The organism is Hyphomicrobium album, from assembly GCF_009708035.1.
Classification (GTDB): Bacteria; Pseudomonadota; Alphaproteobacteria; order Rhizobiales; family Hyphomicrobiaceae; genus Hyphomicrobium_A; species Hyphomicrobium_A album.
On sequence record NZ_WMBQ01000002.1, the window covers coordinates 452,843 to 478,849 of the forward strand.

The 26,007-nt window shown below is 65.5% G+C and carries 22 protein-coding genes and 1 pseudogene; 17 read left to right on the forward strand and 6 right to left on the reverse strand.

The genetic code is table 11. The annotated features are described in order from the left end of the window. Nucleotides 1-251: 251 nt before the first annotated feature. The 3 genes and pseudogenes from GIW81_RS19120 to GIW81_RS14265 all read left to right on the forward strand — a co-directional run. Nucleotides 252-511: pseudogene (locus GIW81_RS19120) on the forward strand (L-lactate permease); the annotation flags it as partial. An 18-nt stretch (nt 512-529) separates the two neighbouring features. Next, nucleotides 530-982, forward strand: a complete 453-nt coding sequence (locus GIW81_RS14260) for a (2Fe-2S)-binding protein (RefSeq protein ID WP_154740038.1) — start codon at nt 530-532, stop codon at nt 980-982. A gap of 2 nt (nt 983-984) precedes the next feature. Further along, on the forward strand, nt 985-3,351 hold the full coding sequence (locus GIW81_RS14265) for a xanthine dehydrogenase family protein molybdopterin-binding subunit (RefSeq protein ID WP_154740039.1): 2,367 nt from the start codon (nt 985-987) through the stop codon (nt 3,349-3,351). A 70-nt stretch (nt 3,352-3,421) separates the two neighbouring features. Here the strand turns inward: GIW81_RS14265 and GIW81_RS14270 are convergent, their stop codons facing one another. Beyond that, the gene (locus GIW81_RS14270; RefSeq protein WP_229309310.1) at nt 3,422-4,879 is read right to left on the reverse strand and encodes an ammonium transporter; all 1,458 of its coding nucleotides are present in this window, start codon (nt 4,877-4,879) and stop codon (nt 3,422-3,424) included. A 263-nt stretch (nt 4,880-5,142) separates the two neighbouring features. Here GIW81_RS14270 and GIW81_RS14275 point away from each other — a divergent pair, with 263 nt between their 5' ends. The 3 genes from GIW81_RS14275 (at nt 5,143) to GIW81_RS14285 (ending at nt 9,488) form a co-directional block, all read left to right on the forward strand. Further along, nucleotides 5,143-5,862: an SEL1-like repeat protein gene (locus GIW81_RS14275; RefSeq protein WP_154740041.1), complete on the forward strand. Its 720-nt coding sequence runs from the start codon at nt 5,143-5,145 to the stop codon at nt 5,860-5,862. A 75-nt stretch (nt 5,863-5,937) separates the two neighbouring features. Then, nucleotides 5,938-8,163, forward strand: a complete 2,226-nt coding sequence (locus GIW81_RS14280) for a dynamin family protein (protein WP_154740042.1) — start codon at nt 5,938-5,940, stop codon at nt 8,161-8,163. Then, the gene (locus tag GIW81_RS14285) at nt 8,160-9,488 is read left to right on the forward strand and encodes a dynamin family protein (protein ID WP_154740043.1); all 1,329 of its coding nucleotides are present in this window, start codon (nt 8,160-8,162) and stop codon (nt 9,486-9,488) included. Before GIW81_RS14280 ends, GIW81_RS14285 begins: the two co-directional genes overlap by 4 nt. A gap of 174 nt (nt 9,489-9,662) precedes the next feature. Here the strand turns inward: GIW81_RS14285 and pyrE are convergent, their stop codons facing one another. Then, complete coding sequence (pyrE, locus tag GIW81_RS14290; RefSeq protein ID WP_154740044.1) at nt 9,663-10,232, reverse strand: orotate phosphoribosyltransferase; 570 nt, start codon at nt 10,230-10,232, stop codon at nt 9,663-9,665. Nucleotides 10,233-10,519: 287 nt separating this feature from the next. Here pyrE and GIW81_RS14295 point away from each other — a divergent pair, with 287 nt between their 5' ends. The 7 genes from GIW81_RS14295 to GIW81_RS14325 all read left to right on the forward strand — a co-directional run bounded on the left by GIW81_RS14295 (nt 10,520) and on the right by GIW81_RS14325 (nt 17,147). Then, nucleotides 10,520-12,310: an ArnT family glycosyltransferase gene (locus GIW81_RS14295; RefSeq protein WP_154740045.1), complete on the forward strand. Its 1,791-nt coding sequence runs from the start codon at nt 10,520-10,522 to the stop codon at nt 12,308-12,310. A gap of 90 nt (nt 12,311-12,400) precedes the next feature. Then, entirely contained in the window at nt 12,401-13,141 is a 741-nt protein-coding gene (locus tag GIW81_RS14300; RefSeq protein ID WP_154740046.1) for a TlpA disulfide reductase family protein, read from the forward strand. A 154-nt stretch (nt 13,142-13,295) separates the two neighbouring features. After that, entirely contained in the window at nt 13,296-14,222 is a 927-nt protein-coding gene (locus tag GIW81_RS14305; protein WP_154740047.1) for an HAD family hydrolase, read from the forward strand. 32 nt (nt 14,223-14,254) lie between these two features. Next, the gene (locus GIW81_RS14310) at nt 14,255-15,193 is read left to right on the forward strand and encodes a hypothetical protein (RefSeq protein WP_154740048.1); all 939 of its coding nucleotides are present in this window, start codon (nt 14,255-14,257) and stop codon (nt 15,191-15,193) included. Nucleotides 15,194-15,443: 250 nt separating this feature from the next. After that, entirely contained in the window at nt 15,444-15,728 is a 285-nt protein-coding gene (locus GIW81_RS14315; RefSeq protein WP_154740049.1) for a hypothetical protein, read from the forward strand. A gap of 554 nt (nt 15,729-16,282) precedes the next feature. After that, nucleotides 16,283-16,789 carry a hypothetical protein gene (locus GIW81_RS14320; protein WP_154740050.1) on the forward strand — a complete coding sequence of 169 codons (507 nt, stop codon included), beginning with the start codon at nt 16,283-16,285 and terminating at the stop codon, nt 16,787-16,789. A gap of 145 nt (nt 16,790-16,934) precedes the next feature. Further along, nucleotides 16,935-17,147: a PspC domain-containing protein gene (locus tag GIW81_RS14325; RefSeq protein WP_154740051.1), complete on the forward strand. Its 213-nt coding sequence runs from the start codon at nt 16,935-16,937 to the stop codon at nt 17,145-17,147. On the opposite strand, the gene rsmD is transcribed toward GIW81_RS14325, so the two are convergent. Further along, the gene (rsmD, locus tag GIW81_RS14330) at nt 17,144-17,710 is read right to left on the reverse strand and encodes a 16S rRNA (guanine(966)-N(2))-methyltransferase RsmD (protein WP_154740052.1); all 567 of its coding nucleotides are present in this window, start codon (nt 17,708-17,710) and stop codon (nt 17,144-17,146) included. The genes GIW81_RS14325 and rsmD overlap by 4 nt on opposite strands. Beyond that, nucleotides 17,707-18,501, reverse strand: coding sequence for a pseudouridine synthase (locus GIW81_RS14335; protein ID WP_229309311.1), 795 nt, complete (start codon nt 18,499-18,501; stop codon nt 17,707-17,709). The genes rsmD and GIW81_RS14335 overlap by 4 nt, the downstream gene beginning before the upstream one ends. Before the next feature lie 408 nt (nt 18,502-18,909). Between GIW81_RS14335 and GIW81_RS14340 the strand changes: the two genes are divergently transcribed. The 3 genes from GIW81_RS14340 (at nt 18,910) to GIW81_RS14350 (ending at nt 21,792) form a co-directional block, all read left to right on the forward strand. Beyond that, nucleotides 18,910-19,368, forward strand: coding sequence for a nucleoside deaminase (locus GIW81_RS14340; protein WP_229309312.1), 459 nt, complete (start codon nt 18,910-18,912; stop codon nt 19,366-19,368). Nucleotides 19,369-19,513: 145 nt separating this feature from the next. Next, nucleotides 19,514-21,310, forward strand: coding sequence for a methyl-accepting chemotaxis protein (locus GIW81_RS14345; protein ID WP_154740054.1), 1,797 nt, complete (start codon nt 19,514-19,516; stop codon nt 21,308-21,310). 2 nt (nt 21,311-21,312) lie between these two features. Further along, the gene (locus GIW81_RS14350; protein ID WP_154740055.1) at nt 21,313-21,792 is read left to right on the forward strand and encodes a chemotaxis protein CheW; all 480 of its coding nucleotides are present in this window, start codon (nt 21,313-21,315) and stop codon (nt 21,790-21,792) included. Nucleotides 21,793-21,837: 45 nt separating this feature from the next. Here the strand turns inward: GIW81_RS14350 and GIW81_RS14355 are convergent, their stop codons facing one another. Both GIW81_RS14355 and purD read right to left on the reverse strand, forming a co-directional pair. Then, entirely contained in the window at nt 21,838-22,824 is a 987-nt protein-coding gene (locus tag GIW81_RS14355) for a patatin-like phospholipase family protein (protein WP_154740056.1), read from the reverse strand. 89 nt (nt 22,825-22,913) lie between these two features. Next, entirely contained in the window at nt 22,914-24,197 is a 1,284-nt protein-coding gene (purD, locus tag GIW81_RS14360; RefSeq protein ID WP_154740057.1) for a phosphoribosylamine--glycine ligase, read from the reverse strand. 270 nt (nt 24,198-24,467) lie between these two features. Here purD and xseA point away from each other — a divergent pair, with 270 nt between their 5' ends. Beyond that, complete coding sequence (gene xseA, locus GIW81_RS14365; protein ID WP_324615044.1) at nt 24,468-25,940, forward strand: exodeoxyribonuclease VII large subunit; 1,473 nt, start codon at nt 24,468-24,470, stop codon at nt 25,938-25,940. The last annotated feature ends 67 nt before the right edge of the window (nt 25,941-26,007 follow it).

The window sequence follows — 26,007 nt, forward strand, 5'->3', positions numbered from 1 at the left end:
GCTGAGGACTGAGATGTCAGCGGCGAACGTCTGCTGTTGGCCCCCAAGCGAACTCCGGAAAGTGAGCACTAACCTCCGGTATGGAATTCGGCGGGCTGCGTCCCGCCCGTCCATGGCCGGTCTACCCCATGCGCTTGAATCATGTCGTGCTCTAATGGGAAGTGGACTCCCGAGCATCTGCACGGGATGCGCGGGATGCAAACCAGTAAAGTCGCCAAATGCGAGAAATTACGTCGCGTCGACCAACCGGCTCCGACGGCGTCATGGGCAAGATGATCGATGCGCAATCTATCGTCGTCGCCTCGAGGCGACGAGATGGTACGGTCACGAAGGCTCGATCCTGCGCTTTCGTGTTTTCCATTCGATAGCGCTGGCGGTTCTCGTCGGCATTGGTCATGGGGCAGGGCTACGCCTGCCTAGCCGTTCTCGCGCCTTGGAAAAAAGCAGTAGAGCCGATTTCAACGGATGCGCTACCCTGGGATGGACAATCGGCGCCCCTTCACAGCCGTAGATCGGGAGAGCGAAGGCCATGGCAAACCTCACCGTGAATGGAGAGAAGCGCACTTTCAGTGGCGATCCGAACTTGCCACTGCTCTGGTACCTGAGAGATGAGGTCGCTCTCACGGGCACCAAATTCGGCTGCGGCGTCGGCGTCTGCGGCGCCTGCACTATCCATCTCGATGGCGAGGCTGTGCGCTCCTGCTTGACGACGATCGCCATGGCGGACGGCAAGTCGGTCACGACCATCGAGGGCTTGAGCCCCGACGGCGAGCATGCCGTGCAGAAGGCATGGCGGCAGCTCAGCGTCCCCCAGTGCGGCTATTGCCAGGCCGGACAGATCATGCAGGCGGCGGCACTCCTCACCAAGAACCGCGCCCCCTCCGATGAGCAGATCGTGGAGGAGATGTCGGGCAATCTCTGCCGGTGCGGTTGCTATCAGCGCATCCACGCGGCGGTTCGTCTTGCGGCGGGAGGAGTTTGATCATGTTGCACTATCTGGAGCAGGAAGGGCGCAAGGCGCCAACGCCGCCATCGACAGCGATCATTGAGAACGTGAGCCGGCGCCACTTCGTTGGCGGGGTGCTGGCGGCGTCGGGTCTGGTTCTCGCGGTCCGCATTGCGCCCGCGAGCGCACTCGAGCCCCTGAAGCCCTACCCGACCGGCGGACAGACGATGCCGCACGGCTACGGCATGGCCCACGATCCGCACGTCTACGTCGCGATCGCCCCCGACGGCGCGGTCACCATCGTCGCGCACCGCTCCGAGATGGGCACCGGCATTAGAACGAGCCTCCCGCTAGTGATCGCCGACGAGATGGAGGCGGACTGGTCGCGCGTGAAGCTGGTGCAGGCGCCAGGTGATGAGCCGCGCTACGGCAACCAGGACACCGATGGCTCGCGCAGCATGCGCCATTTCATTCAACCCATGCGGGAATGCGGCGCCGCGATGCGGCAGATGCTGGAGACGGCGGCCGCCACCAAGTGGGGCGTCGATGTCTCGCGCTGCCGCGCGAAGGCGCATCACGTGGTGCAGCTCGATCCGGCGAAAAAGGAAACCGGGGAGAGGCTCGGCTTCGGCGCGCTGGCGGAAGCTGCCATGGCGCTACCCGTGCCGGCGCGTGAGACGCTACTTTTCAAGACGCCGGACGAATTCACGCTCATGCGCAAGGGCGAGACCAAGATCGTCGACCTTCACGACATCACCACCGGAAAGGCCGTTTACGGCGCCGACATCCGCTTGCCGGGCATGAAGTTCGCAGTGATGGTGCGACCGGCGGTCGTGGGCGGAAAGGTCAAATCCTTCGACGACGCCGCGGCCATGAAAGTGCCGGGCGTCGAAGCCGTCCACGAGATCGAGGGCGTATTTACTGTGCCGCGCAAGTTCGGCCAGCTCGGTGGCATTGCCGTCGTCGCCAGCTCGACATTCGCCGCCATCCAGGGCCGCGACGCTCTGCAGGTCGAATGGGATGACGGTCCCAACGCCAGCTACGACTCGGCCGCTTACAGTAAGGCCATGGCGGAGACGGCGGCGAAACCCGGCAAGGTGATCCGCAAACAGGGCGACGCCGATGCGGCCTTCAAGGCGGCAAAGACCACGTTCACCGGCGAGTACCACTCCCAGCATCTCGTGCAGGCGTCGATGGAACCGCTTGTCGCCGTCGCACGCATCGCCGACGGGAAGGCGGAGGTGTGGGCGCCCATTCAAAGCCCTTATGGCGCGCGCAAGGACATCGCCGAGGCGCTCAAAATGCCGATCGAGAATGTCACCGTGCATGTGACGCTGCTCGGCGGTGGCTTCGGGCGCAAGTCGAAGTGGGATTTCATGATCGAGGCGGCGCTCATCTCGCAGAAGCTCGGCGGCGTGCCGGTGCTGCTGCAGTGGACGCGCGAAGACGATATCCGCCACTCGTTCTACCACACGACATCGGTTGAGCGCATCGAGATGGCCATCGATGATGCGGGCAGCGTAACGGGTTGGCGGCATCGCACCGTGGCGCCCTCGATCATCTCGACTTTCCAGGAGGACAACGGCTACCAGTTCCCGATCGAGTACGGCATGGGCTTCGTGAACACGCCGTTCGACATCCCCAATGTCAGTTGCGAGAACGGCCCGGCGATGGCGCACACGCGCATCGGGTGGTATCGCTCGGTGTCGAACATCCCGCGCGTATTCGCGGTGCAGTCGGCCGTGTGCGAGGCGGCCCACCAGCTCGGCCGGGACCCGAAGGATTTCCTGCTCGAGCTCATCGGCCCCGATCGCAAGCTCGACCCCAAGGCCCTCGGGTTCCCCGAGGACTTCTGGAACTATGGCGATCCCTACGAGGAGTTCCCGATCGACACGGCGCGCCTCAAGCACGTCGTGCGCATCGCGGCCGAGAAGGCCGGCTGGGGTAAGAAGCTGCCCGAGCGGCATGGCCTCGGCATTGCCGCCCACGTCGCCTGGCAGACATGTGTCGCAACCGTCGTGCATGCGGCCGTCGACACGGATGGAACCATCCGCGTCCCGGAAGCCACGACGGCGGTCGATTGCGGCTTTTACGTCAATCCCGAGCGCATCCGCTCGCAAATCGAGGGCGCCGCCGTCATGGGCATGTCACACGCGCTCTACAGCGGCATCACCTTCAAGAACGGCGCCGTGGAGCAGGGCAACTTTTCAGACTTCAACATCGCCACGATGGGCAACTACCCGCAAAGCGTAACGGTGCACATCGTCGAGGCGCCTCCCGGCACGCACGCCGGCGGCATAGGAGAGCCGGGCCTGCCGCCGTTCGCGCCCGCGCTCGCTAATGCCGTTTTTGCCGCGACGGGCAAGCGTCTGCGCAACATGCCGATGGGCGAGAAGGTGACTTGAAATGACCCGCTGAAGCGGACACCAAACCGGCAGTGCCCCGTAGCCGTTGCACGTCAGTGGTGAAACAGACTCATAGATCGTTGTAGGCCCGCTCGCCGTGCTCCGTAAGATCAAGGCCGACACGCTCGCTTTCATATTTGGGACGCAAGCCGATCGTGTAGTCCAGGACCAAGTAGATGATGGCGGAGCCGAAGCCGGACCACACCAGCGTCAGGAGCACGGCTTTGCACTGCGCCAGCATCTGCGTGCTCATCACATAAGTGGCCACCGCCTCGCCCGGCCGCGAGACATACTCGGCTACACCGGTGCCGCCGAGGTGCGGATTGACCAGCAGGCCAGTGCCGAGCGCGCCGATGATGCCGCCGATGCAATGGACGCCAAACACATCGAGGCTGTCGTCGTAGCCGAGGGCGCTTTTCACCGCCGTGCAGAAGAAGAAGCAGACGCCGCCGGTGACGACGCCGAGTGCCAGGGCGCCCATCGGGCCGGCGAACCCGGAAGCCGGTGTCACGGCGACGAGGCCGGCGACGGCGCCGGTGATCAGCCCGAGCATCGTCGGCTTACCTTTGGTCGCCCACTCGGCGAACATCCAGGAAAGCGCCGCCGTCGCCGTGGCGCCGAACGTGTTGCCCATGGCGAGCGCGGCTGTGCCGTTCGCCTCAAGGTTCGAGCCGCAGTTGAAGCCGAACCATCCGACCCACAGGAGCGAAGCGCCAACCATCGCAAGCGTCAAGGAATGCGGTGGCATCGGCTCCCGGCCATAACCCACGCGGGGCCCGAGGATCATCGCGCCGACGAGAGCGGCGATGCCGGCATTGGTGTGCACCACCGTCCCGCCGGCGAAGTCAATGGCCCCCCATTGGAAGGCCAAGCCGGCATCGTGCAGGACCACGTCGAGGTGGTTCTGCGCGTCGATCCTGGCGAGACCCGTCGCTTGCGACACCTCGCGCGCCGCATTGGCGATGGTATCGGGACCGGCCCAATACCAGACCATGTGCGCGACGGGGAAATAGACGAACGTGACCCAGAGAACCGTGAACACGATCAGCGCGGAGAACTTCATGCGCTCGGCGAAGGCGCCGACGATGAGCGCCGGCGTGATAGCGGCGAACGTCATCTGAAACCAGACGTAGGCGTATTCGGGCACGTAGACGCCGTTGGAAAATGTTGCCGCTTCCGAGCTTGGCGTCACGCCGCGCAGGAAGGCCTTCGAGAATCCGCCGATCCAGTCGTTGAACTGGCCGCCGTTCGTGAAGGCGAGGCTGTAGCCGTAAAGCATCCAGAGGACGCACACGAGGCAGACGATCGTGAACACCTGCATGAGCATGCTGATGGCGTTCTTGGTGCGCACCAGGCCGCAGTAGAACAGCGCCAAGCCCGGGATGGTCATCAACAAGACCAGCACCGTCGAGATCATCAGGAAGCCGGTGTCGCCCTTGTTGGGAGCGGCGAGCGCCGCCGTCGGCACGAGCACGAGCGCGAGGCTCAACGGCAACCAGGAGCAAGACCTCGCGTTGAGCGGCAGCATCATGTTCTCGTTCCCCCGGGGCGCGATGCCCGACGCTGACATTAGCTGCGAGCGCGGGCAGAAACGACACCCACCACTGCACGCGATTTGAGCACGCTGCTTTAAATGAAGTCAGCACAGCAACTTAACGCGGCCACAAATCCGAACTACGAATACTTTTGCACGTGCGAGAACGTGAACGTCTTTGTTACGGATTCAATTGCACCATTCGTAGTGGAACACGTCGTCTGCAATTTCTGCGACGCGCTGATGGGACAAACGGCATGGGGCGCCGTGACGAACCGGAACTGGATGAACTATCGAAGCTGCTGAGGCGCCTCGAGACCATGGAGGTCGCGCCCAGGCAGGAGAGTTCGCGCAAGCCCGAGCCCGATGCTGCTCAGCCGCAGGCCGAGTATGTTGGCGCGTTGCGCGGCGCTGCGCCCGCCAAAGTTTCCGATGACCGGCGCGGATCATCTCACGACAAAGGTGCGCATCGCGGGCTCGACGCGCAGTCGCAAGCCGACGGGAACGCGCGCTCATCCAGCACGACGGCGATTGTCATCGGCGCAACGACGGCGGCCGTCGTGTCATCGGTCATCGTTGCCGGCCTCGTGATGTGGACCAACGGCGGTCAAAAGAACGACGACGAGCGCCGCCTGACGTTCTACGCGCCCTCCGGGCCGGCTGCGAAAGCGCCTGCAGCCCGGCCCACGGATTCCTCGCCGCCGACGAACGCACAGGTGCTTCTGCAGCGCGCCGATACATACCTGCGCAGCGGCAAGCCCGGCGAGGCGCGGATCGTGCTGGAGCAGGCGGCGCAGCTCGGCTCAGGCGTTGCCGCACTGACGCTGGGCGCCATGTATGATCCTGGCCGTACCACCCAGTTCAGCAACCTCGAGATCAAAGCCGATCCGACCGTGGCACGTGCGTGGTACGAGCGCGCCAAGGACCTCGGCGTCGCCGAGGCTAACGATCGCTTGGAAGAACTCGCCGCGAGATGAACGTAGTCGGGGGATGGGATCGTTCGGACTGAGCGGCCCGATTGTAAGTCGTCGCCAAAAGTTTGGAGTTGGCGCATGGGGGAAGGCTACATCAACGGCGCGCGAGCGTTTGGCCTCGGGCCGGCGTTGCGCGTACCGGCGCCGACCGACGAAGATGAAGTCGGTGCTTCATTGGCGACAGCGCAGCAGCAGATCGTCAACTGCGGACGATCGCTCGCCGGGCTCGTGGAACCGGCCGGGCAGGCGCTCATCGGCGAGGCCATCAATCGGCTGGGCCAGCAGGTATTCCGCATCGCCGTCGTTGGGCAGATCAAGTCCGGCAAGAGCTCATTCATCAACGCGTTCGCACGCCAGCCGAGGCTGCTGCCGACCGACGTCACGCCATGGACGACGACCGTCACCCATCTGCACTTCGGCGGCCGCAAGCCGGCGTCGGGCGCCGCGTCGTTCCAATTCTTTTCTGCCGAGGAATGGCGCGATCTCGCCAACGGCGACCGACGCATCCGCGAGCTGACACGGCGTTTGGATCCGGACTTTGCGCCGGACCTGCTGCACCGCCACGTCGAAGCGATGAAGCAGCGCGCCGTCATGCGGCTCGGAAGGGATTTTGCGGAGTTGCTTGGCAGTGCGCACAGCTTCGAGAGCTTCAACACCGAGCTATTGGCGCGCTACGTCTGCTCCGGCGACTTCGCCGGCAACTCCTCGCTCGGTCAATTTGCGGACATCACCAAGCAGGCCGACCTCTATTTCGATGGGGGGCCATTTGCCTTTCCTGTGACGCTCACCGACACGCCGGGCACCAACGATCCGTTCCTCATCCGCGACGAGATCACCCGGCGCAGCCTCGAATCCGGCGACCTCTACATCGTCGTGCTCACCGCGCGCCAGCCGTTGTCGGAAGCCGACGTCAATCTCATGCGTCTCATGCATGGGCTGAGCAGCGAACGGATCATCGTGTTCGTCAACCGCGTCGATGACTTCACCGATGTCGGGTACGACCTCGCCGAAGTCCTGATGTACGTGGAGAAGAAGCTGCACGCCAACTTCCCGGGCGCGCGGATCCCCGTCGTCGCCGGCAGCGCCGCGTGGGCCAATGGCGCGCTCAAGGGGGACGATGAGACCCTCAGTCGCCTGATGCAACGTTCCTCGCTCGGCTACCTCGCCGACATCGGCCTCGTGCACCCGCAAGATTTAACGCCGGATGCACTGCACGATGCCGGCAGTCGCGAGCGGCTGCGCGGCGCCCTCTTTGCTGCCTCGGGCCTTCCCGCCATGTATCGGGCTGTGGCCGACTCCATGGTCTCCAGTCACGTGGCGCACATGCAGATGCAGACGGCCCGCTGGTTCGGCGACATGGCGAACGCCAGCGCCAAAGCCGCCAACTTCGAGCTGGAGTCTTCGCGCGCCGAGGTCCCGTCGGCGGGGGTGCGCGCTTCCGACGAGCGCATTGCGCTTGAGCGGGAGACCGGTGTGCTCAACGAGGTCGCCGCCAACATGGAGCGATCGGCAAAGAACATCGACCTGCAGTTTTCCACGATCATCGGCGAGGAAATGACCGACCTGCGCCGGGCGCTGCAAGCGGTCGTCGACGCCCATGCCGCCAAGGAGCGCGACGTGCTCATTGCGACGCTGGAAGGGGGACGCGCGCCGCGCACCTGGACCTTGGAAAGCGTTGCGCTGCGGCGCGCGCTGGCCACGGACTTCAAGGCTCGCTTTGACGATGCTGCGGCACGCGTCCTCGAGCTGCAGAGCAAGGTAGCGCCGGAATTGGCGAGGCTCATGAGCTTGATCGCCCCCGAGATCTCCATGCCGACCGAACCGGAGAAGCGCTTGCTGCTCATTCCGCCGCCGTCGACAGCAGCGCTCAGCCGCTTCGTTGCCTTGGACATCGAGGATTCCTGGTGGTCGTCGCTATGGAAAGGGCGCACCTCGCCGAGCGCTTACGGCGAGCAGATCGAGAGCCTCATCAAAGAGGAGTTCCAGCCGGTTGCCGACGATCTCGTCGCCACCGCCGAGCGCGTATTGAGCACCTACGCGATGACGTCGTCCAAATGGTCGTTTGCCCTATGCACCAACATCATCCAAGCCGTCACGCGCCGCCGAGTGCAACTGATCGGGAAGCTTGGCGGCGATGCGCAGGCTCCGGCTCCCCGAAGCGACGACCTTGTTCGCGAACGTAAGCTACAGACGCAGTCTCTGACCGATCGGCTGAAGCGGTGCGGGGCCCTCAACCACCAACTCGAAATCATCGTCCATGATCTGGGCTCGCGGCGGCAGCGCCAGACCGAGATGGCGCAATGACCGGCAGCGCTTACGACCTTTTGACGGCATTGCGGGAGGCACGCCGCCAACTCGAAAGCCTGCACCGCTACGATCGGGCACTGGCGGCTTGTGCCGCCGGTTTGGCGCGCATGGAAGCGGTGCTGGCGCGGCCACCGCGCGTGGTCATCCTCGGCGAGGTCAATTCGGGAAAGACTTCGGTTGCCGACCTGCTGCTCGGGGTAGGACTGCTTCCTTCAAGCGTCGTCGCTAACACTCGGCTGCCGGTTCTCATCCGCTATGCAGAGACGACGACACTCCACGCGATCGGCGGCAATACGCGCCTGTTGCTGACCAACGAGGATCTCGACGCGCTGCCGGCGAGTGTGGAGCTCAAGGCCCTGGAGATCGGCCTGCCCAGCGAACGTTTGACCGAATTCGAGATCCTCGACACGCCGGCGTTGTCCGAGGCCGGCGGCATGAATGTCGACGGCGACATTCGCATTTGGTGCACCGTGGCGACGCGCGCTTGGACGGAAAGCGAGCGAGCCTTCTGGTCCGCACTTCCGCGCCGCAGCTGGCGCAATGCCCTGCTCGTGGCCACCCACAAGGATGCTCTTGAGGATCCAGGCGACGCTCTAAAGATAGAGTGGCGGCTACGCGCAGGGGCCGGCGACATGTTCCGCGACGTCATCCTCGTGTCTGCTATCGACGCAGGGAAGTCTCGGCGCACCAACGGACGCACGTCCGACGCCAGCGCGATCAGCCTCCTCGGACAGGTTCGCGTCTGGGCCGCGGAAATCCGTGACCGGCGTGCGCGTAAAGTCGAAAGGATCGTGCGGCGACTGGCACGATTGACCTTCCATCAGCTGGCACGCGCCCGGCTGAAATCCACCGAGGCCAGTGTTCTCAGGGATTGGGAAGCCGATTGTGCTAGCCTGCTAGGTGGCCTTGGTAGCGCGCCCGATGACCTTGGCGAGGTCATGCATGAGATGTTGCGGCGGTTCGCGCGATCGTTGGAGCTGGCGCATCCCGGCAGTATTGAGCGTGACGACCACTGGCCTGCTGCGGCCGACGACAGATACCGGCGCGTTCCCCGGCAGGGGATGCCGGCGCGGCGGTACGCCGGACTGATCGCCGCCGACCTCACCGCGCTATTGCGTTTTGAGCTTGCGCGCTCCGCCCTACGCGATCCAAGCTTATTTGCCGACTACGCTGCCGCGCGAGCAGTCCTGCTGCCTCTCGCCCGGCTCGACGTCGAATTCGATAGACTGGAAAGCCTGCTGGCTTCTGGCAGCAAGAACGAAGTTGCAGTCGCCGGCGCGCCTCCCGATCAAGCGCTGCTGGCCCTCTCGCGCACTCGCTGAATTTGTCGTCTGCTTCGGGCCCCTAGCAATCAATCGCGAACGCGGATCATGTGTCTGCTCGCAGCCGCGACGCGTCGATGTCCGCTTCTGGCCCATAGGAGACCTCGGCGGGCAGGCGCCGATGGCGGACTTTCCGCCGCCGAGTGGGCCGCTCAGTACCAGCCGCTGTCAGCGTTACTTGAAGTCGGTGAGGGTGAGCAGCGGCGTGAGCGTGAGGCCCGCGGCGGCGAAAGCCGCGTCCGCACCTTCCTCGCGATCGACGATGGTGACGACGCCGACAATCTCGGCGCCCTCGGCACGCAGTGCCTCCGCCGCCTTGATCGCCGAGCCGCCCGTCGTCGTCACGTCCTCGACGATGACGACGCGCTTGCCCTGCATGCTGTCACCCACCGGCAGGCCCTCGACCAGGCTCTTGGTGCCGTGTTCCTTCGCCTGCTTGCGCACGAAGAAGGCGTTGACCGGCCGGCCCTCCGCGCGGCTCACCGCGGCGACGGCCGACGCGATCGGCACCGCGCCCATCTCCAAGCCGCCGACGAGATCGGCTTTCATGCCGGAGATCGCATCGAGGATAAGCGTGGCGATGGTGTGCGCGCCTTCCGCGTCCAGCATCGTCGGCTTCATGTTGAAGTAGTAGGTCGAGGTCCGCCCCGAGGCGAGCTTGATCTCCTTGCCCGACTGGAACGAGCGCGCCTTGATGATCTCGATGAGCCGCGCCTTCAGCGCCTCGTCTCCGCCAGTCGACATTGTGCCGGCCCTCGCCTCGCCCGCCCTAGTGTCCCGATTCCGAAGTTCGCCAGGATTTTCGGCTAGGACCGCGAGCGAACTTCGGAATCATAAGGGCCACTAGAAGCCTAAACTAGCTAGTGTGATTCAGATCGAGAAATTCGCTGGGTACCCAGCGGCGCGTGGTGGCGAATTTCTTGATCATCACACTAGCTTGCGCAATCGCCTAACTGCGCTATCAGTGTCAAGCCCGCGGGCTGCCCGTGGCAACGGAAATCCCAGAGCCACAGGCTCGCAACCGCCCGCACATGAGCCTCATCCCCACGATGCTGGAACGGCTGGAGCGCGGCTCGGCGCAGCTTCTCGACAGGCTCGCCGCCCGCCCGCGCCTGGCCGCCGCGGCGCTGCTCGCCCTGGCGCTGTTCACCTACCTGCCGGGCGTCTTCCTGCTGCCGCCGGTCGACCGCACCGAGATCGTCTACGCGCAGTCCTCGCGCGGCATGCTCGAGCGCCACACCTGGACCGACGCGAGCTACGAGGGCGAGCGCTTCGCCTTCCGACCCATCGGCATCTACTGGCTGCAGGCCGCCACCGGGAAGGCACTGGGCAAATGGTCGTGGCACGACATCGCCACCTACCGGCTACCTTCGCTCATCGCCGGCATCCTCGCCGTGCTCGCCACGTGGTGGCTGACGCGGCCGATCATCGGCCAGCGGCGCGCCATCATTGCCGCGGCGCTGTTCGCCGTGTCGCCCATCGTGGCGCTGCAGGCAACGCTGTCGATTCCGGAAGGGCCGCTGCTCTTATCCATCGTCGTCGCCCAGCTGTCGCTGCTGCGGCTCTACCGCGCGCTGCCCGGCGAGCGGAAGGAGGAGCCGTGGCTGGCGCTCGCCTTCTGGGCGGCGCAGGGCTTCGGTATGCTGCTCAATGCGCTCGCCGTGCCGATCCTGTCGCTGTCGACCGTCGCCGTGCTCTACGTCTTCGACCGCCGCCTCGACTGGCTGAAGCGCCTGCGCCCGCTCGTCGGCGTCCCGCTCATGCTCGTCATCGCCGCGCCGTGGATCCTCATCCGCGCGCACTACGACGGCGTGCCGTTCTCCGGCCTCACGTTCGGGGAGCTCATCCGCGCGCTGGGCGGTGCCCAGGACATGAAGTGGAAGGCAGCGCCGCTCACCTTCACGCTCGCCTTCGCGCTGGGCTTCCTGCCGGGCGCGCTGCTGCTGGTGCCGGCGCTCAAGAACTTGTGGCGATCGCGCTCCGCCGCCATCGAGCGCTTCCTCTTCGCGTGGATCGTCGGCTACTGGCTCTACCTGGAGCTTATCGCCTCGAAGCCCGCGCTCTACACGGTGCAGGCGATGTTCCCCGCCGCCGCCGTCGCCTGCGCGCTCGTGCTCGACCGCGAGGGCAAGCTGGCGCTGCCGCCCTACATGCTGCGCCTGCCCTGGTGGGCGACGCTCGCCGGCATGCTGCTGCTCTACGTTGGCGGCCTGTGGTTCGCCGGCGTGATGCCCGGGGTCGCCGTCGTCATCGGCGCGGCGCTCGTCACCGCGCTGTTCACGCTCTCCTCCCTCGCCGCCACGCGCGGCCTCGCCGCCGCGTGGCTCGCCACCGCCGTCGCCGGCTTCGCGCTGTTCGCCACCTTCACCTTCGCCGTGCTGATGCCGCACATGCGCATCGGCTGGCCGGCGCCGCGCATCGCCGAGGCGGTGGCGCCGCTGCGCCGCTGCGTCACCGGGCCGGTTGGCGTCGTCGGCTTCCGCGAGCCGTCCACGACGTTCGTGCTCGGCCGCGGCGCCAACACCAACATCGAGAGCATCGCCGGATGGATGGCCGGCGGCGACGACGCCATCGCCGTCGTCGAGGACCGCTGGCAGCCCGACCTCGCCAAGGCGCTCGCCGCCCGCGGCGCCAAGGCGCCGCCGCGGCTCGGCTGCGTCGAGGCGTTCAACGTCATGCGCGGCTGCCCGCTGGCCTTTTCCATCTACAACACCGGCCCCGACCCGCTCGACCCCGGCTGCAAGATCGACGCCCGCTTCACCTGCATGACCCCCATGCCGTTGGCGCCGGAGGATTCCGACCCCAGATCACGCTGCAGGTAGCAGCGTGCGTCCGGGCCGCCTTGAGTGGGCCGGTCGAAAGCGCTATGCCGCTTGCAAGCCAACCCGCACCCCGCGCCAGAAAGGTCGCCCATGGCCGCCACCCAATTCAATCCCGAGCAGCCGCCCGAGCTCGTCGCCTCGCAGTGGTTCAACTCCGAGCCGCTCAGCCTGAAGAAGCTCAGGGGCAAGGTCGTCGTCGTCGTCGCCTTCCAGATGCTCTGCCCCGGCTCGCTGCGCCATTCGCTGCCGCAGGCGCAGCGCATCGCCCGCGCCTTCAACAACGACGAGGTGGCGGTCGTTGGCCTGCACATGGTGTTCGAGAACCACGCCGACATGTCGCCCTCGCAGCTCGAGCCGTTCCTCAAGACCGAGCACATCGAGATCCCCATCGCCGTCGACAAGCAGGGCGCCTCGGGGCTGCCCGAGACGATGGAGGCCTACGGCATGCAGGGCACGCCGACGCTGCTCGTCTATGACCGCCAGGGCCGCCTGCGCCGCCATTACCTGGGCGCCGTCGACGACGTGCGCCTCGGCGCCGAGATCATGGCGCTGTGCATCGAGGACAAGAAGGCACCGCGCGAAGCCTCCGTCGCCATCGAGAAGAAGCTGCACGCCGCGCTCGTCGATCCGAACGAGCATCACCATCATCACGACGGCGAGTGCTGCGGCGGCCATGGGCACGATCACAGCCACGACCATGACCACGTGCATGCGCACGACCACAGCCACGAAGGCGGCTGTTGCGGCGGCAAGCAGGCGCACGATCATGACCACGGGCATGACCCCAAGCGCGAGCACGAGCACGGCGAGGGCTGCGGCTGCAAGCACTGACGTTCGCGCCAGCTGAGGATTGGCGGCGTCGGGCCAAGTCGGCCCGGCGCCGTCGTTTTTTCAGCGCCTTCAATCCGCCCCCCGAATCGCTGCATGGTCGCGCATGCAAGTCGAGGCGGAGCCTCGCGAGCAAGTTTGAGCGCGGAGCAGGCCGATGATCGAGCGCGTGGCGGACGGCGACGAGCGGAACGACGCTCCCGAGGACAAGGCGTCCGAGCGCCATAAGGCGGCGTTCGGCAAGAAAACCATCGCGCTCGTCTACGACTTCGACGGCACGCTGTCGCCGCGGCCCATGCAGGACTATGCGTTCCTGCCGCAGATCGGCATCGACCCCGAGGAGTTTTGGAAGGAATCCAACGCCATCGCCCGCCGCGAAGGCGCCGACGGGCTGATTTCCTACATGCGCCTCATGTACCAGAAGGCGAAGGCTGCCGGCGTGCGCATCGACCGCGCCGATCTGGTCGCGCAAGGCAAGCACGTCGAGCTATTTCCCGGCGTCGAGGAATGGTTCGACGAAATCGACGGCTACGTGAAGGTGCGCAGCGAGACGCACGGCATCGCGCTGCGCCACTACGTCGTCTCGGCGGGCCTCACCGAGATCATCGAAGGCACGCGCATCTACAAGCGCTTCCACAACGTCTTCGCGTCCGAATACTGGTTCGACGCCTACGACCTGCCGTACCCCAAGCGCGTCATCACCGACACCGGCAAGACGCAGTACCTGTTCCGCATCAACAAGGGCATCGAGGACCTCGGCCAGGGCATCAACGAGCACATGGACGAGGGCCAGCGCCCGATCCCGTTCGCCAACATGATCTATTTCGGCGACGGCGACACCGACGTGCCGTCGATGGCGGTGATGCGCAAGAACGGCGGCCATGCCATCGCCGTGCACACGCCGGGCAAGTCGCGCCGGAAATGCGTCGAGCTATTCAAGGCGGGGCGCTGCGATTTCTTCGCGCCGGCGGATTACCGCCGCGGCTCCGACCTCTTCAAGCGCACGTGCCTGCTGCTCGACCGCGTCCTCGCCGACATCCGCGTGCAGGAGGAGGTGTGGCGGCTCAGCCGTGAACTCCGGTAAGGTAGGTTACTCGCAACAAATTGGTGCTCCCTATGAGCGTAGACTATGAGTACGACGTCGCGTTCTCATTCCATTCGACGGACGAGGCACTCGCCACTGAACTGAATGACCTTCTCGAGGGGCGCTTCAAGACATTCCTTTACTCGAAGAAGCAAGAGGTACTCGCTGGGTTCGATGGCGAAGAAAAGTTCAATGCCATCTTTGGTGCCCAGGCTCGATGTGTAGTCGTTCTGTATCGGCCCGAGTGGGGGGAGACACCATTTACGAGAATTGAGCAGACGGCTATCCGCAATCGAGGATACGAGCATGGTTACGATTTCTCGCTCATCATCCCAACCAGCACACCGCCCGCAGTTCCACCATGGTTGCCCAAAACGAGACTTTGGTTCGGGCTCTCACGTTTTGGAATCAAGGGCGCAGCCGCTGTTATCGAGGCGAGGGTACAGGAGGCTGGCGGCGAGCCCCGCGTCGAAACTGTCGCCGCCCGAGCTGCTCGGTATCAGCGGTCTGCAGATTTGCAGGAGGCCAAACGGAATTTCCGTGAAAGCGTTTTGGGCGTGCGAGAGGCCAAATTGGCCTATGAACGCCTAACTGAAAGCCTCACAAGCAAATGTGCTGAAATTGCCAACTCTCATCAGCACCTCCAACATCTGAAGCTCACCAAGCTACAGGAGTTCAGGCTGCTGAGCGGGCTCGGGCTCTTCATGAGCTTCTGTTGGAGAGGGATGTATGCAAATTCTCTCGCTGAATCGAGCCTCACTGTCGATCTCTTCGACAATGTTCCGAAGCTTCCTGGGTTGCATGTGTGGGAGAACGCTAGGAGGCTTCAAGCATTGAAGTACGATTATGAGCTCGTTGGTCATGATCGCCACGGGTACGTTGAACGGAGTGGCGATCAACGTGATTTGACGGCCGAGGAGTTGGCTGACCACCTATTGCAACTTTACATGGACAGGTGTGCAAAACTTTAGCTCCGGCATTAGCTCGATGCTCACGAGCTAACTACCTGCGCGCGCCGACGGCATTCCGCGCGCCTGAAGGCGCGCTAGCCGCGAAGCGGCGCTGCTAACGCAGCAGGAATGCCGTCGGCGCGCGCAGGTAAAAACTTCGCCGTGCGGATAATGGTTAGTCGCAGGCTGAACGCGTTGCACCGCACCTACCCGCGGCGTGATTGAAACCCTACATCTTCGGCATCGGTTGCTCGCACAAAGGAGCACGGAGATGCTCGCATCCACCCCTCCCACGCGCTTTGCCGCCATCGCACTGGCGCTAACCGCTTCGATGATCGCCGCCACCGCGGCGCAGGCCCAGTTTCGCCGCGGCGTGAAACCGTACTACTCGGAGTCCTACGAGACGCGCGGCCCGCAGCGCGGCTACGAAGGGTACGTCGCCCCCGACTACTACTGCTCCTACAAGCGCTTCCCCAACCGCGAATGCACGACTGGCGCGGGCGGCAAACAGCGCTGCCGCGTGGTGAGCTGGCGCCTCGAGCAAACGTGCCAGTGACGTGTCGGGGCGGACAGCGCGCGGCGACTCCCCCTAAGTAATCCCCGCGCCCTTATCCGCGCGTATGCTTTCGCCATCCCGCCCCGCGCAAGGGGTCGGTCTCGAGGCGTTCCTGTATCGAGGGCGGGCTGCAGTGTCGGGTACACGCGCGCTCACGCGGCGCCCGACTACCTGAGGCTCGCCGCGCCCACCGGGTGAAAGTCCCGGAGGGGGAAACCCCTGAAATGCCGCGGGTATGCCCCAAATCCTGCGCGGGGCGGCGAGGTGCCGCTCAAAAAAACAAATCAGCTCGCGGCGTTTCCCCGCCCCGCGCCCCTTGCTTCCATTCCAATCTCAGGCTCGCAGCCGTGAGAGCGAGATGCCGTGCGCAACCGGCGGATCAACTACACGCGGTTGTGGATAGGACTTGGCGGGCCCACTTGCGGTGCGCCGTTTCGGCTAACCTCACTGCAACGATTCTGCGTAGCTCGCATTGATCCGCGCGGCCGATGCCGCAAGCGCCCCCTGTGCTGCGTTTCAAGGCGCCGACCAGAACGCACTCGGGAGGGGTATCCATGAAAAAGACCGTCACTCTCGCGCTCGCCGCAGCGCTCGCCTTGCCGCTCGCTCCGTTGCCGGCGGCGGCAACCGACTGGGACTGGAGCATGGGCTCCGGTACTCCGACGTCGCGGGCGAAGAAGGCGCGCGTCAAATACGCGAAGCGCTATAACAAGACCAAGACCGCGAGCTCGAGCAACGACGCCACCAAGGTCATGGCCTACGTGAAGCGCGAGGACGTTGCCGGCAAGCAGGAGGTGACCTGCGCCGACAAGGTGCGCGGCCTCGGCACGCAGTGGATCGGCACCGAGGGCGCGATGGACGCCGCCAAGAAGGATTGGATGGAGCGCGTCCGCTACGACTATGGCGAGAGCTATCTCGACATGAACAATTCCAAGGACTTCGTTTCCCGCTGCGGCCGCGTGTCGATCGGCGAGACGATGGGCCAGGTGATGTACCGCTGCGAGATCGTCGCCCGGCCCTGCAAGGGTCTGATGGCCGACACCAAGGCGGCCTCGAAGTAACGGCGCTAAGGCGAGTAAAACTTGCGGGCGGGGCAGGGGAATGCTGCACCCGCCCGTCTTGTGTCTAGGGCCAGACGTGAAACTTATGGCCGAAGTGAGCGTTTCCTGCCAAACGTGAACGCCACGCGAGGCAAGGAGGCTCACCATGTCCGTCAACGATCCGCTCAGCCAACCGTTGATGCGCGTCCGCCAGGGCAAGCTCATCGCCGGCGTCTGCGGCGGCATCGCCAAGTGGCTCGGCTGGGACCCGACGCTCGTGCGGCTGGGCTACGTGGTGCTGACGGTGCTCTCCGTCGGCTTCCCGGGCATCCTCATGTACATCGTGCTGTGGATCCTGATGCCGCAGGAGCCGGTCTAGCCGGTCGCCACGTAACGCGCGATCGCGATCTGCGTGTCGCCGTAGGCGCGCTGGTCGAGCTCGGTGAAGGCCGCCGGCAGCGCGATGGAAGTCCCCGCCCGCTCCTCAGCGACGACAATGGCGCCCGGCACCAGCCATTTTCCGTCGGCGAGTGCCGCCAGCGCCTTCTCGGCCAGCCCCTGATCATAGGGCGGATCGAGAAAGGCCAAGTTGAACGGCGGCACGGTTCCGGCGGGGCCGAGGTCGTCCGCATCGCGGCGGAAGATGCGCGTCACGCCGGTCAGCCCGAACTTCTCGATATTGGTGCGGATGAGCGCCCGCGCCTCGGCATCGTTGTCGACGAACAGGCAGAAAGACGCGCCGCGCGAGATGGCCTCGAGGCCGAGCGCGCCGGTGCCAGCGAACAGGTCGATGACGCGCGCGCCGTCGAGCGTGAAATCAGGGACGCCGTGGGCGAGGATGTTGAACAGGCTCTCGCGCACCCGGTCGGCGGTGGGACGCAGGCCCAAGTGCTGCGGGCCGGTAATCTGGCGCCCGCGCAAAGTGCCGCCGACAATTCTCATGCCGAGCCGCCGCGCTTGGCGTTGCGCGCCTTGCGCTCCGCGCGCATCCCGTCCGCCACCTCGTTGAGGTTGAGCTCCGCCGCGAGGCGGGCACCCATCTGGTCGGCCAGCACGTGGCGCCGCACCGGCTCGGCCGAGCCCGGTTTCATGTCGAGCAGCTGGAACGGTCCATAGGAGGTGCGGATCAGCCGGTTCACCTCGACGCCGAGGTGGGCGAGGATGCGGCGCACCTCGCGGTTTTTGCCTTCGCGCAGGCCCATGGTCAGCCAGGTGTTGGCGCCCTGCACGCTTTCCACGCTGGCTTCGATCGGGCCGTAGCGCACGCCTTCGATCTCGATGCCGTCCTTCAGCTTGTCGAGGTCGGCCTGCGACACGCGGCCGTGGGCGCGCACCTTGTAGCGGCGCAGCCAACCGGTGGCCGGGAGCTCCATGTGGCGGGCGAGGGCGCCGTGATTGGTGAGCAGCAGCAGCCCTTCGCTGTTGAAATCGAGACGGCCGACCGAGATGACACGCGGCAGCCCCTCGGGAAGGTTATCGAATACCGTCGGGCGGCCCTGCGGATCGGCGTGCGTGGTGACGAGGCCGCGCGGTTTATAGTAGCGCCACAACTGCGGGGGTTCGGCCGTCGGCAGCGGCTTGCCGTCGACCAGAACCTTATCCTTCGCCGAAACCTCGAAGGCTGGCGTCGTCAGCAGCTTGCCGTTGACGTTGACGCGGCCCTGCTCGATCCAGCGCTCGGCCTCCCGACGCGAGCACAGCCCCGCCCGCGCCATCGCCTTGGCGATGCGCAAAGGCTCGTCGGGGCCGGCCTGGGGGGCTTCCGGCGCTGGCCTACGGCCGGGGCTGCCGCCGGGCCTTACGACCAGTTTTCGGCCCAGCTTGACGTGCGATTGTCCCCGCGGGGCACCGGAGGGCTTACTCTCCGGCTGGGCATACGGCTTCCCGCCGCCACGTTCGTCTTTGTCGCGCGGCTTGCCCGCCGCATGCCCGCCCCCATGGCCAGCCGGGCGGGGCCGCTTGCCATGGTGCTTGCCACCCTGCTTATTGGCCGCCGCAGCGCCCGGCTTGCCGGCGTGCTTGCCGTCCCGGTGGCCGGCTGGCCTCTCGCCGGGTCTGTCTCCGGGCCGGCGCGGGCGTAGTCGTTTCGTCGGTCGTTCGGGGGGCATGGTTTTATCGGTTGTGGTTGGATTGAGCCCCTTATGACACTGCAGCGCGATCAGGGCCACATGCTGCGCGCGCTATCCGAAGCGGAGGCGGCTGCAGCGCGCGGTGAGGTGCCGATCGGCGCCGTCATTGCCGGGCCGGACGGGGCGCTGCTGGCCGCGGCCGGCAACCGGACACGGGAGCTGAACGACCCCACGGCCCACGCCGAGCTGCTGGTGATCCGCGCCGCCTGTGCGCGCCTCGGAGCAGAGCGTCTGACCGGCTGCGATCTTTACGTGACGCTGGAGCCGTGCCCGATGTGTGCCGCGGCCATCTCGTTCGCGCGCATCCGGCGGCTCTACTACGGCGCCTCCGATCCGAAGGGTGGCGGCGTCGAGCACGGTGCGCGCGTCTTCAGCCAGCCGACCTGCCATCACGCTCCCGAGCTTTATGCGGGTATCGAGGAGCAACGAGCCGCCGGAATCCTGCGGGCGTTCTTTGCGGACCGGCGCTAACGCCGGACGCTTCTTAAAGATGTATTCAAATCTGGTCGATATCTTTCAGCATACGTCGTGCAGCGGATTAGCCGCGGACGTCGCCGCAAGGGAGGCCTCGTGGTGGACGTCCATCGATATTTTCAATTTTATTGGGAAGAATGAAATGTTCGCATGGGGCTCCGACGACAAGGCGATCTTGGCTGCCATCAGCAAATCGCAGGCTGTCATTGAATTCGATCTGACCGGCAAGATTCTTCAAGCGAACGACAATTTCTGCAAGGCAGTGGGCTACGACCTGGCCGAGATTCAGGGCCGGCACCACTCCATGTTCGTGGACCCGGTCTACGCGGCCTCGTCGGAGTACCGTGGTTTTTGGGCGGGACTCGGCCGCGGCGAATTCGACAAGCGCCAGTACAAGCGGATCGGCAAGGGCGGCAAGGAGATCTGGATCGAGGCCTCTTACAATCCCGTATTCAGCGGCGGCAAGCCCTACAAGGTCGTGAAGATCGCGACCGACATCACTGCCCAAAAGTTCAAGGCCATGGAAGATGCAGGCAAGCTCGCAGCGCTTTCGCGCTCGCAGGCCGTCATCGAATTCACGCCTGCCGGCGAAGTGCTGACGGCGAACGACAACTTCTGCTCTGCCCTTGGCTATCAGCTCGCCGAGATTGTGGGTCGCCACCACTCCATGTTCTGCGAGGCGAGCTACGCCAACTCGCCGGTCTACAAGCAGTTCTGGGCCGATCTCGCGTCCGGAAAGTTCCAGTCCGACGAATTCAAGCGGATTGGCAAGGGCGGCAAGGAAATCTGGATCCAGGCGACGTACAATCCGATCTTCGATGAGCAGGGCAAGGTCTTCCGCGTCGTCAAGTTCGCCAGCGATGTGACAGCCCGCGTGCACGCCGTCGAGGCGCTGGCCGGCGCGTTGCAGGCACTCGCCAACGGCGACCTGGAGCAGCGCATAAACCTGGCATTCCCCGCAAACCTCGAGAAGCTGCGGGTCGACTTCAATGAGTCGGTCAACAAACTGGACGAGGCGGTGTCTGAGATCGGTTCATGCGCTTCTGCTATTGGATCGGCAGCTGATCAAGTTCGCTCAGCCGCCGACGACCTCTCCAGGCGTACCGAGCAGCAGGCGGCATCCGTCGAGGAAACGGCGGCTGCCCTCGATCAGATCGCGACAACGTCGTCGGATTCGAGCCGCCGCGCCGAGGAAGCCCGTCGCATCGTCGACGATACACGCGGAAACGCAGAGCGTTCCGGCGAGGTGGTCACCGAAGCTATCGCCGCGATGAGCGCTATCGAGGGCTCATCGAACGAGATCAGCAATATCATCGGCGTGATCGACGACATTGCCTTCCAGACCAACCTGCTGGCTCTCAACGCCGGCGTCGAGGCGGCGCGCGCCGGTGACGCGGGCAGAGGCTTCGCAGTCGTGGCGCAGGAGGTCCGCGAGTTGGCGCAGCGCTCGGCCAAGGCGGCGAAGGAGATCAAGAGCCTGATCACCAAATCCGGCGAGCAGGTCAAGAAGGGCGTGTCGCTGGTCGGTCGCACGGGCAGCGTGCTCGAGCAGATCGTCGTGCAGGTCCGCGACGTCAGCACGAACATTGGCGCCATCGTAACGGCTGCCCACGAGCAAGCCGCTGGGATCAAGGAGATCAACGTGGCCGTTGGCTCAATCGATCAGGGCACCCAGAAGAACGCGGCGGTAGCCGAGGAATCGACGGCGGCGAGCCACTCTTTGGCGACTGAGGCGCAAACTCTCAACCAGCTGCTGTCCCAGTTCAAGACCCAAGGCCTGGCGAATGCTCACCGCGTGACGCGCATGCCCACCGTCGCGAAGCCGAACGCCAAGCCGGCGCCATCGCCAGCCCGGCAAATCGCCAACAAGGTAGCTCGCGCCTTCACCAACGGCAGTGGCGCGACTGCAGCGGCCGCAAACAAGTGGGAAGACGTTTGATCATGGCACCCTTGGCAAGCACCACGAGACCCTCCGGCGAGACTCTCGATATCATTGCCTTCCGCCTGCGCGATCAGGAGTTCTGCGTGAAGACGACGACCATCCGCGAGATTCGCGGATGGGCCCCTTCGACGCCGATCCCGCATGCACCGGCCGAGGTTGTCGGCGTCATGAACCTGCGCGGTTCGATCATTCCGATCATCGACCTGGCTCTCAAGCTCGGCATGAAGAGCACGGAGGCCGACCAGCGCAGCGCGATCGTCGTTGCCGAGGTCCACCACATGGTCATCGGTATGCTCGTCGACCGCGTCTCGGACATCCTCACCGTGGCGGCCAGTGAGATTCAACCGATTCCGGATGTTGCCACCTCCCTGAGCAGCTGCTTTTCCGAAGGCATTATCGCCAACGGGGACAGCATGATCTGCTTCCTCAATCTGTCGAGGATGTTCCAAGAAAAAGAGATGGAAGGCCTGGCCGCTTAGGTTCGCCCCTGGGGAGTATTCTTGTGCCGCGCCAAGCAATAGCGCCTAGCGCTTGTCGGAGCGGGCGCGCTTCAAGAGCGGGCGGCGCACCTTGCGCGGCGCGGGCAGTTCTTTCACCGGGTCGGCGTGCTCGAGGGGGCGCAGCGTCTCCGCCTCCAGCATGCGGGTGAGCGCCGCCTTGGCGCGCTCCTTCGCCGGCTCGGCGGCGGCGAGGATTTCGTCGACTTTCAGGAAGTCGAGGATCTGGAAGCGGCTGGTGCCGGCGTCGATATACAGGTCCGGATGTCGGTGGCGCAGCTTCTCGCGGATGATCGTCCGCTCGAAAATGAAGTGGCTGGCGAACAGCGTCTCCCAGGCTTTCGGCGTCGCCTGTCCCGGGCGGCGCGTCGGCGCGCCGCTGACGTCGACGGCGACGGTCAGATCGGCCTCGTTGGCAACGAGATCGAAAGGGAGCGGATTGACGAGCCCGCCGTCGATGAGGATGCGGCCTTCGATTTCGACTGGATGGAAGATCACCGGCAGCGCCATGCTCGCAGCCACCGCCTGCCGCAGTGGTCCAGACGAGAATATGACCGCTTCCTGCGCATAGAAATCCGACGTGACGATCTTTAGCGGTATGGAAAGGTGCGCGAAGTCGCGCGCCACCCGCGGCGGCAGGATGGCGTCGAGGAACCGCTCGGGCGAGATGAACGCCGGGCGCGGCGTCAGGGCGCTGAACAGTCCGCGCGGCGTGCGCACGCGCGCCGCGTAGAGGTCGCGGACCAGGTCGAGGCGCTTTTTCAGCACCTCGAAGGCGTGCAGGCGGATCTGCTTGCCGCTCAGACCCGATGCGTAAGCCGCGGCGAACACCGCGCCGATGGATGTGCCGGCGATGATCTTCGGGCGCAGGCCGAGCTCGTCGAAGGCTTCGAGGATCGGAATGTGGGCGAGCCCGCGGGCGCCGCCGCCGCCGAGCGCCAGCGCAATGCTCGGCGCGCCGGATGGCACGGCCGGAGGCTTGGCGGGACTGACGGGGACCGGCTGCTTGCTCATCGAGGTCTCGTGGCGGGTAGCGGAGAACGACCTTACCGGCGAAAGTGTACGCTTCTATGCCGATACGTCGCGCGCCGGCGTCGCATGGCTCAGGCGCTGGCCTTCTCGCGCTCGACGGCGCGCCAGCCGATGTCGTGCCTATAAAACCCGCCCGGCCAGTCGATGCGGGCCGCGGCGGCATACGCCCGCGCTTGCGCCTCGGCGACGGTCTTGCCGCGGGCGGTGACATTCAGCACCCGGCCGCCTTGCGCCAGTAGCCGGTCGCCATCGCGACGCGTGCCGGCGTGAAAGATTTCCACGCCGTCCACGGCTGCGGCACTATCGAGACCCTTGATCTCGGTGCCGACCTCAGGAGGACCGGGATAGCCGTTGGCGGCCATGACCACGGTCAATGCCGGGTCGTCGTGCCAGCGCAGGTCGAAGGTATCGAGCACGCCGTCGGCGGTGGCCAGCAGCGCCGGCAGCAGGTCGGACTTGAGCCGGAGCATGAGCACTTGGGTCTCGGGATCGCCGAAGCGCACGTTGTACTCGATGAGCTTGGGTCCTTCGGCGGTGATCATCAGGCCGGCGAACAGCACGCCCTTGAACGGCGTGCCGCGCTTCGCCATCGCATCGACCGTCGGGCCGATGATCTCGTCCATGACGCGCGCGAACATCGCCGGGGTCATCATGGGTGCGGGCGAGTAGGCGCCCATGCCGCCGGTGTTCGGCCCCGTGTCGCCGTCGCCGACGCGCTTGTGGTCTTGTGCCGTCGCCAGCGCCAGCGCCGTCGTGCCGTCGCAGAGCGCGAAGAAGCTCGCCTCCTCGCCTTCGAGGAATTCCTCGATGACGACCTCGCTGCCCGCCTTGCCAAAGGCGCCGGCGAAGCACGCGTCGATCGCCGCCTCCGCTTCGGTGCGCGTCGCCGCGATGGTCACGCCTTTGCCGGCGGCGAGACCGTCCGCCTTTACGACGATCGGCAGCTTTTGCGCGTCGAGGTAGCTCTTGGCGCTCGCCGCATCCGTGAACCGGCCATAGGCCGCTGTGGGGATATCGAACTCGCGGCACAAGTCCTTGGTGAAGCCCTTCGAGCCTTCGAGCTGCGCCGCCGCCTGCCGCGGCCCGAAGCACTTGATTCCCGCCGTCGTGAGATCATCTACAAGGCCGGCGACCAGCGGCGCCTCGGGTCCGACGATGACAAGGTCGATGGCGTTGTCCGCGCAAAATCGAATAACCGCTGTGTGGTCGGCAACCGGGAGCGGCACGCATTCGGCCACCTCCGCAATTCCGCCGTTCCCCGGCGCACAATAGAGCTTGGTCAGCAGCGGACTGGCGGAAAGCTTCCAGGCAAGCGCATGTTCGCGGCCGCCGGAGCCGATGAGGAGTACGTTCATCGCTGCTTATCTCGTGGTACTTAAGGGGACTTTCGCTACACCGGTGTGATGATCGAGAAGTCCGCTACGTCGCGTGTGGCTGGGCAGTGAGGCGGACTTCTCGATCTGAATCACACTGGAATCATTAAGTTGGCTAGTGTCCTTCAGATCGCAAAATTCGTTCCAACCTTGCCGCACACCGAGACGAATTTCGCGATCAGGACACTGGGCATTGCCCGGACGCGGTCTGATGTATCATTGAATCGAGATGCCACAAACGAGCCCCGCAGCGTGAACCAGCCTGCCCCGCAGTCGCAGCCCGGCGGCAACGTCGCCGAGTACACCGTCTCCGAGCTTTCCGGCGCCATCAAGCGCGCGCTCGAGGAGGGATTCGGTTACGTGCGCCTGCGCGGCGAGATCTCCGGCTTCCGCGGCGCGCATGCGTCCGGCCACTGCTACTTCGCCCTGAAGGACGACAAGGCGAAGATCGAAGCCGTCATCTGGAAGATGACCTACGGCCGCCTCAAGGTGAAGCCAGAGGAAGGCATGGAGGTGATCGTCCAAGGGCGCGTGACGAGCTACCCGGGATCGTCGAAATACCAGATCGTCATCGAGAGCCTGGAGCCGGCCGGCCTCGGCGCGCTCATGGCGCTGCTCGAAGAGCGCAAACGCAAGTTCGCCGCCGAGGGCCTGTTCGCCGAGGAGCGCAAGAAGGCGCGCCCGTTCCTGCCACGGCTCGTCGGCATCATCACCTCGCCGACCGGCGCCGTCATCCGCGACATGCTGCACGGCTTCACCGAGCGCTTTCCCACACGCGTCATCGTTTGGCCGGTGCGCGTGCAGGGCGAGACCAGCGCCGCCGAGGTCGCCGCGGCCATCCACGGCTTTAACGCCCTCGCGCTCGCCGGACCGATCGCGCGTCCCGACGTGCTGATCGTCGCGCGCGGCGGCGGCTCGCTCGAAGATCTGTGGGGCTTCAACGAGGAGATCGTCGTGCGTGCGGTGGCGGCCAGCCGCATCCCCGTCATTTCCGCCGTTGGCCACGAAACCGACTGGACGCTCATCGATCTGGTCGCCGATGCGCGCGCACCGACGCCGACCAAGGCCGCCGAATGGGCGGTGCCGAAGTACGCCGAGCTGGCCGACAGTACCGACAAGTGCGGCACGCGGTTGACGACCGCGGCGCGGCGCGTGCTGCAGCACTCGCGCGCGCATTTGAAAGCGGCGACCCGCGGCCTGCCGCGCCTGGAAGATCTTCTCGCGATGCCACGCCAGCGCTTCGACGCTTGCGAGCGCCGCTTGGGGCGCGCGCTCATCGCCAACGCCCGCATTCACCACACGCGCTACGCGCGCATCGCCGCGCGGTTGCGCCCGGCACCGCTGCTCAACCGCATCGGCGTGTGCGGCGAGCGCGCCGGCGTGCTGCAGCGGCGCGCGGCGCGAGCCCTCCGGAACACCCTCGTGGCGCGCCGCCGCCAGCTCGAGGGTCACGGCAAGTTGCTCGACACGTTGAGCTATCAGAGCGTCCTGCAGCGCGGCTTCGCGCTGGTGCGCGACAGCGAGGGTCGGACCGTTCGCGCTGCGGCATCCGTGCATCCCGGCGATCGCCTCGACATCGAGCTTCACGACGGGCGCATCGAGGCGGCGGCGCAAAGCATCCGAACGGCAAGCGGTACGGAAGCGCCGCCTGGCCCGGCCGCACCGCAACCCGGCGTGCGGCGCCCGCGCGGACGCAGCGGTGGTGGCCAAGGCTCACTGTTTTAATCGGCTTGCCGGAGGCGGAGCTTGACGCGCCAGCCGCGATTGGCATTGTGGTCTGCTGGCATGGGCA

Coding starts and splice junctions, on each gene's coding strand:
- GIW81_RS14320 (WP_154740050.1), top strand. CDS start 16,283: ATGAAAAAGACCGTCACTCTCGCGCTCGCCGCAGCGCTCGCCTTGCCG.
- GIW81_RS14280 (WP_154740042.1), top strand. CDS start 5,938: ATGGGGGAAGGCTACATCAACGGCGCGCGAGCGTTTGGCCTCGGGCCG.
- GIW81_RS14315 (WP_154740049.1), top strand. CDS start 15,444: ATGCTCGCATCCACCCCTCCCACGCGCTTTGCCGCCATCGCACTGGCG.
- GIW81_RS14350 (WP_154740055.1), top strand. CDS start 21,313: ATGGCACCCTTGGCAAGCACCACGAGACCCTCCGGCGAGACTCTCGAT.
- GIW81_RS14345 (WP_154740054.1), top strand. CDS start 19,514: ATGTTCGCATGGGGCTCCGACGACAAGGCGATCTTGGCTGCCATCAGC.
- rsmD (WP_154740052.1), bottom strand. CDS start 17,710: ATGAGAATTGTCGGCGGCACTTTGCGCGGGCGCCAGATTACCGGCCCG.
- GIW81_RS14325 (WP_154740051.1), top strand. CDS start 16,935: ATGTCCGTCAACGATCCGCTCAGCCAACCGTTGATGCGCGTCCGCCAG.
- GIW81_RS14305 (WP_154740047.1), top strand. CDS start 13,296: ATGATCGAGCGCGTGGCGGACGGCGACGAGCGGAACGACGCTCCCGAG.
- GIW81_RS14260 (WP_154740038.1), top strand. CDS start 530: ATGGCAAACCTCACCGTGAATGGAGAGAAGCGCACTTTCAGTGGCGAT.
- GIW81_RS14265 (WP_154740039.1), top strand. CDS start 985: ATGTTGCACTATCTGGAGCAGGAAGGGCGCAAGGCGCCAACGCCGCCA.
- GIW81_RS14300 (WP_154740046.1), top strand. CDS start 12,401: ATGGCCGCCACCCAATTCAATCCCGAGCAGCCGCCCGAGCTCGTCGCC.
- GIW81_RS14285 (WP_154740043.1), top strand. CDS start 8,160: ATGACCGGCAGCGCTTACGACCTTTTGACGGCATTGCGGGAGGCACGC.
- pyrE (WP_154740044.1), bottom strand. CDS start 10,232: ATGTCGACTGGCGGAGACGAGGCGCTGAAGGCGCGGCTCATCGAGATC.
- GIW81_RS14340 (WP_229309312.1), top strand. CDS start 18,910: ATGACACTGCAGCGCGATCAGGGCCACATGCTGCGCGCGCTATCCGAA.
- GIW81_RS14355 (WP_154740056.1), bottom strand. CDS start 22,824: ATGAGCAAGCAGCCGGTCCCCGTCAGTCCCGCCAAGCCTCCGGCCGTG.
- GIW81_RS14275 (WP_154740041.1), top strand. CDS start 5,143: ATGGGGCGCCGTGACGAACCGGAACTGGATGAACTATCGAAGCTGCTG.
- GIW81_RS14270 (WP_229309310.1), bottom strand. CDS start 4,879: ATGCTGCCGCTCAACGCGAGGTCTTGCTCCTGGTTGCCGTTGAGCCTC.
- GIW81_RS14295 (WP_154740045.1), top strand. CDS start 10,520: ATGAGCCTCATCCCCACGATGCTGGAACGGCTGGAGCGCGGCTCGGCG.
- purD (WP_154740057.1), bottom strand. CDS start 24,197: ATGAACGTACTCCTCATCGGCTCCGGCGGCCGCGAACATGCGCTTGCC.
- GIW81_RS14310 (WP_154740048.1), top strand. CDS start 14,255: ATGAGCGTAGACTATGAGTACGACGTCGCGTTCTCATTCCATTCGACG.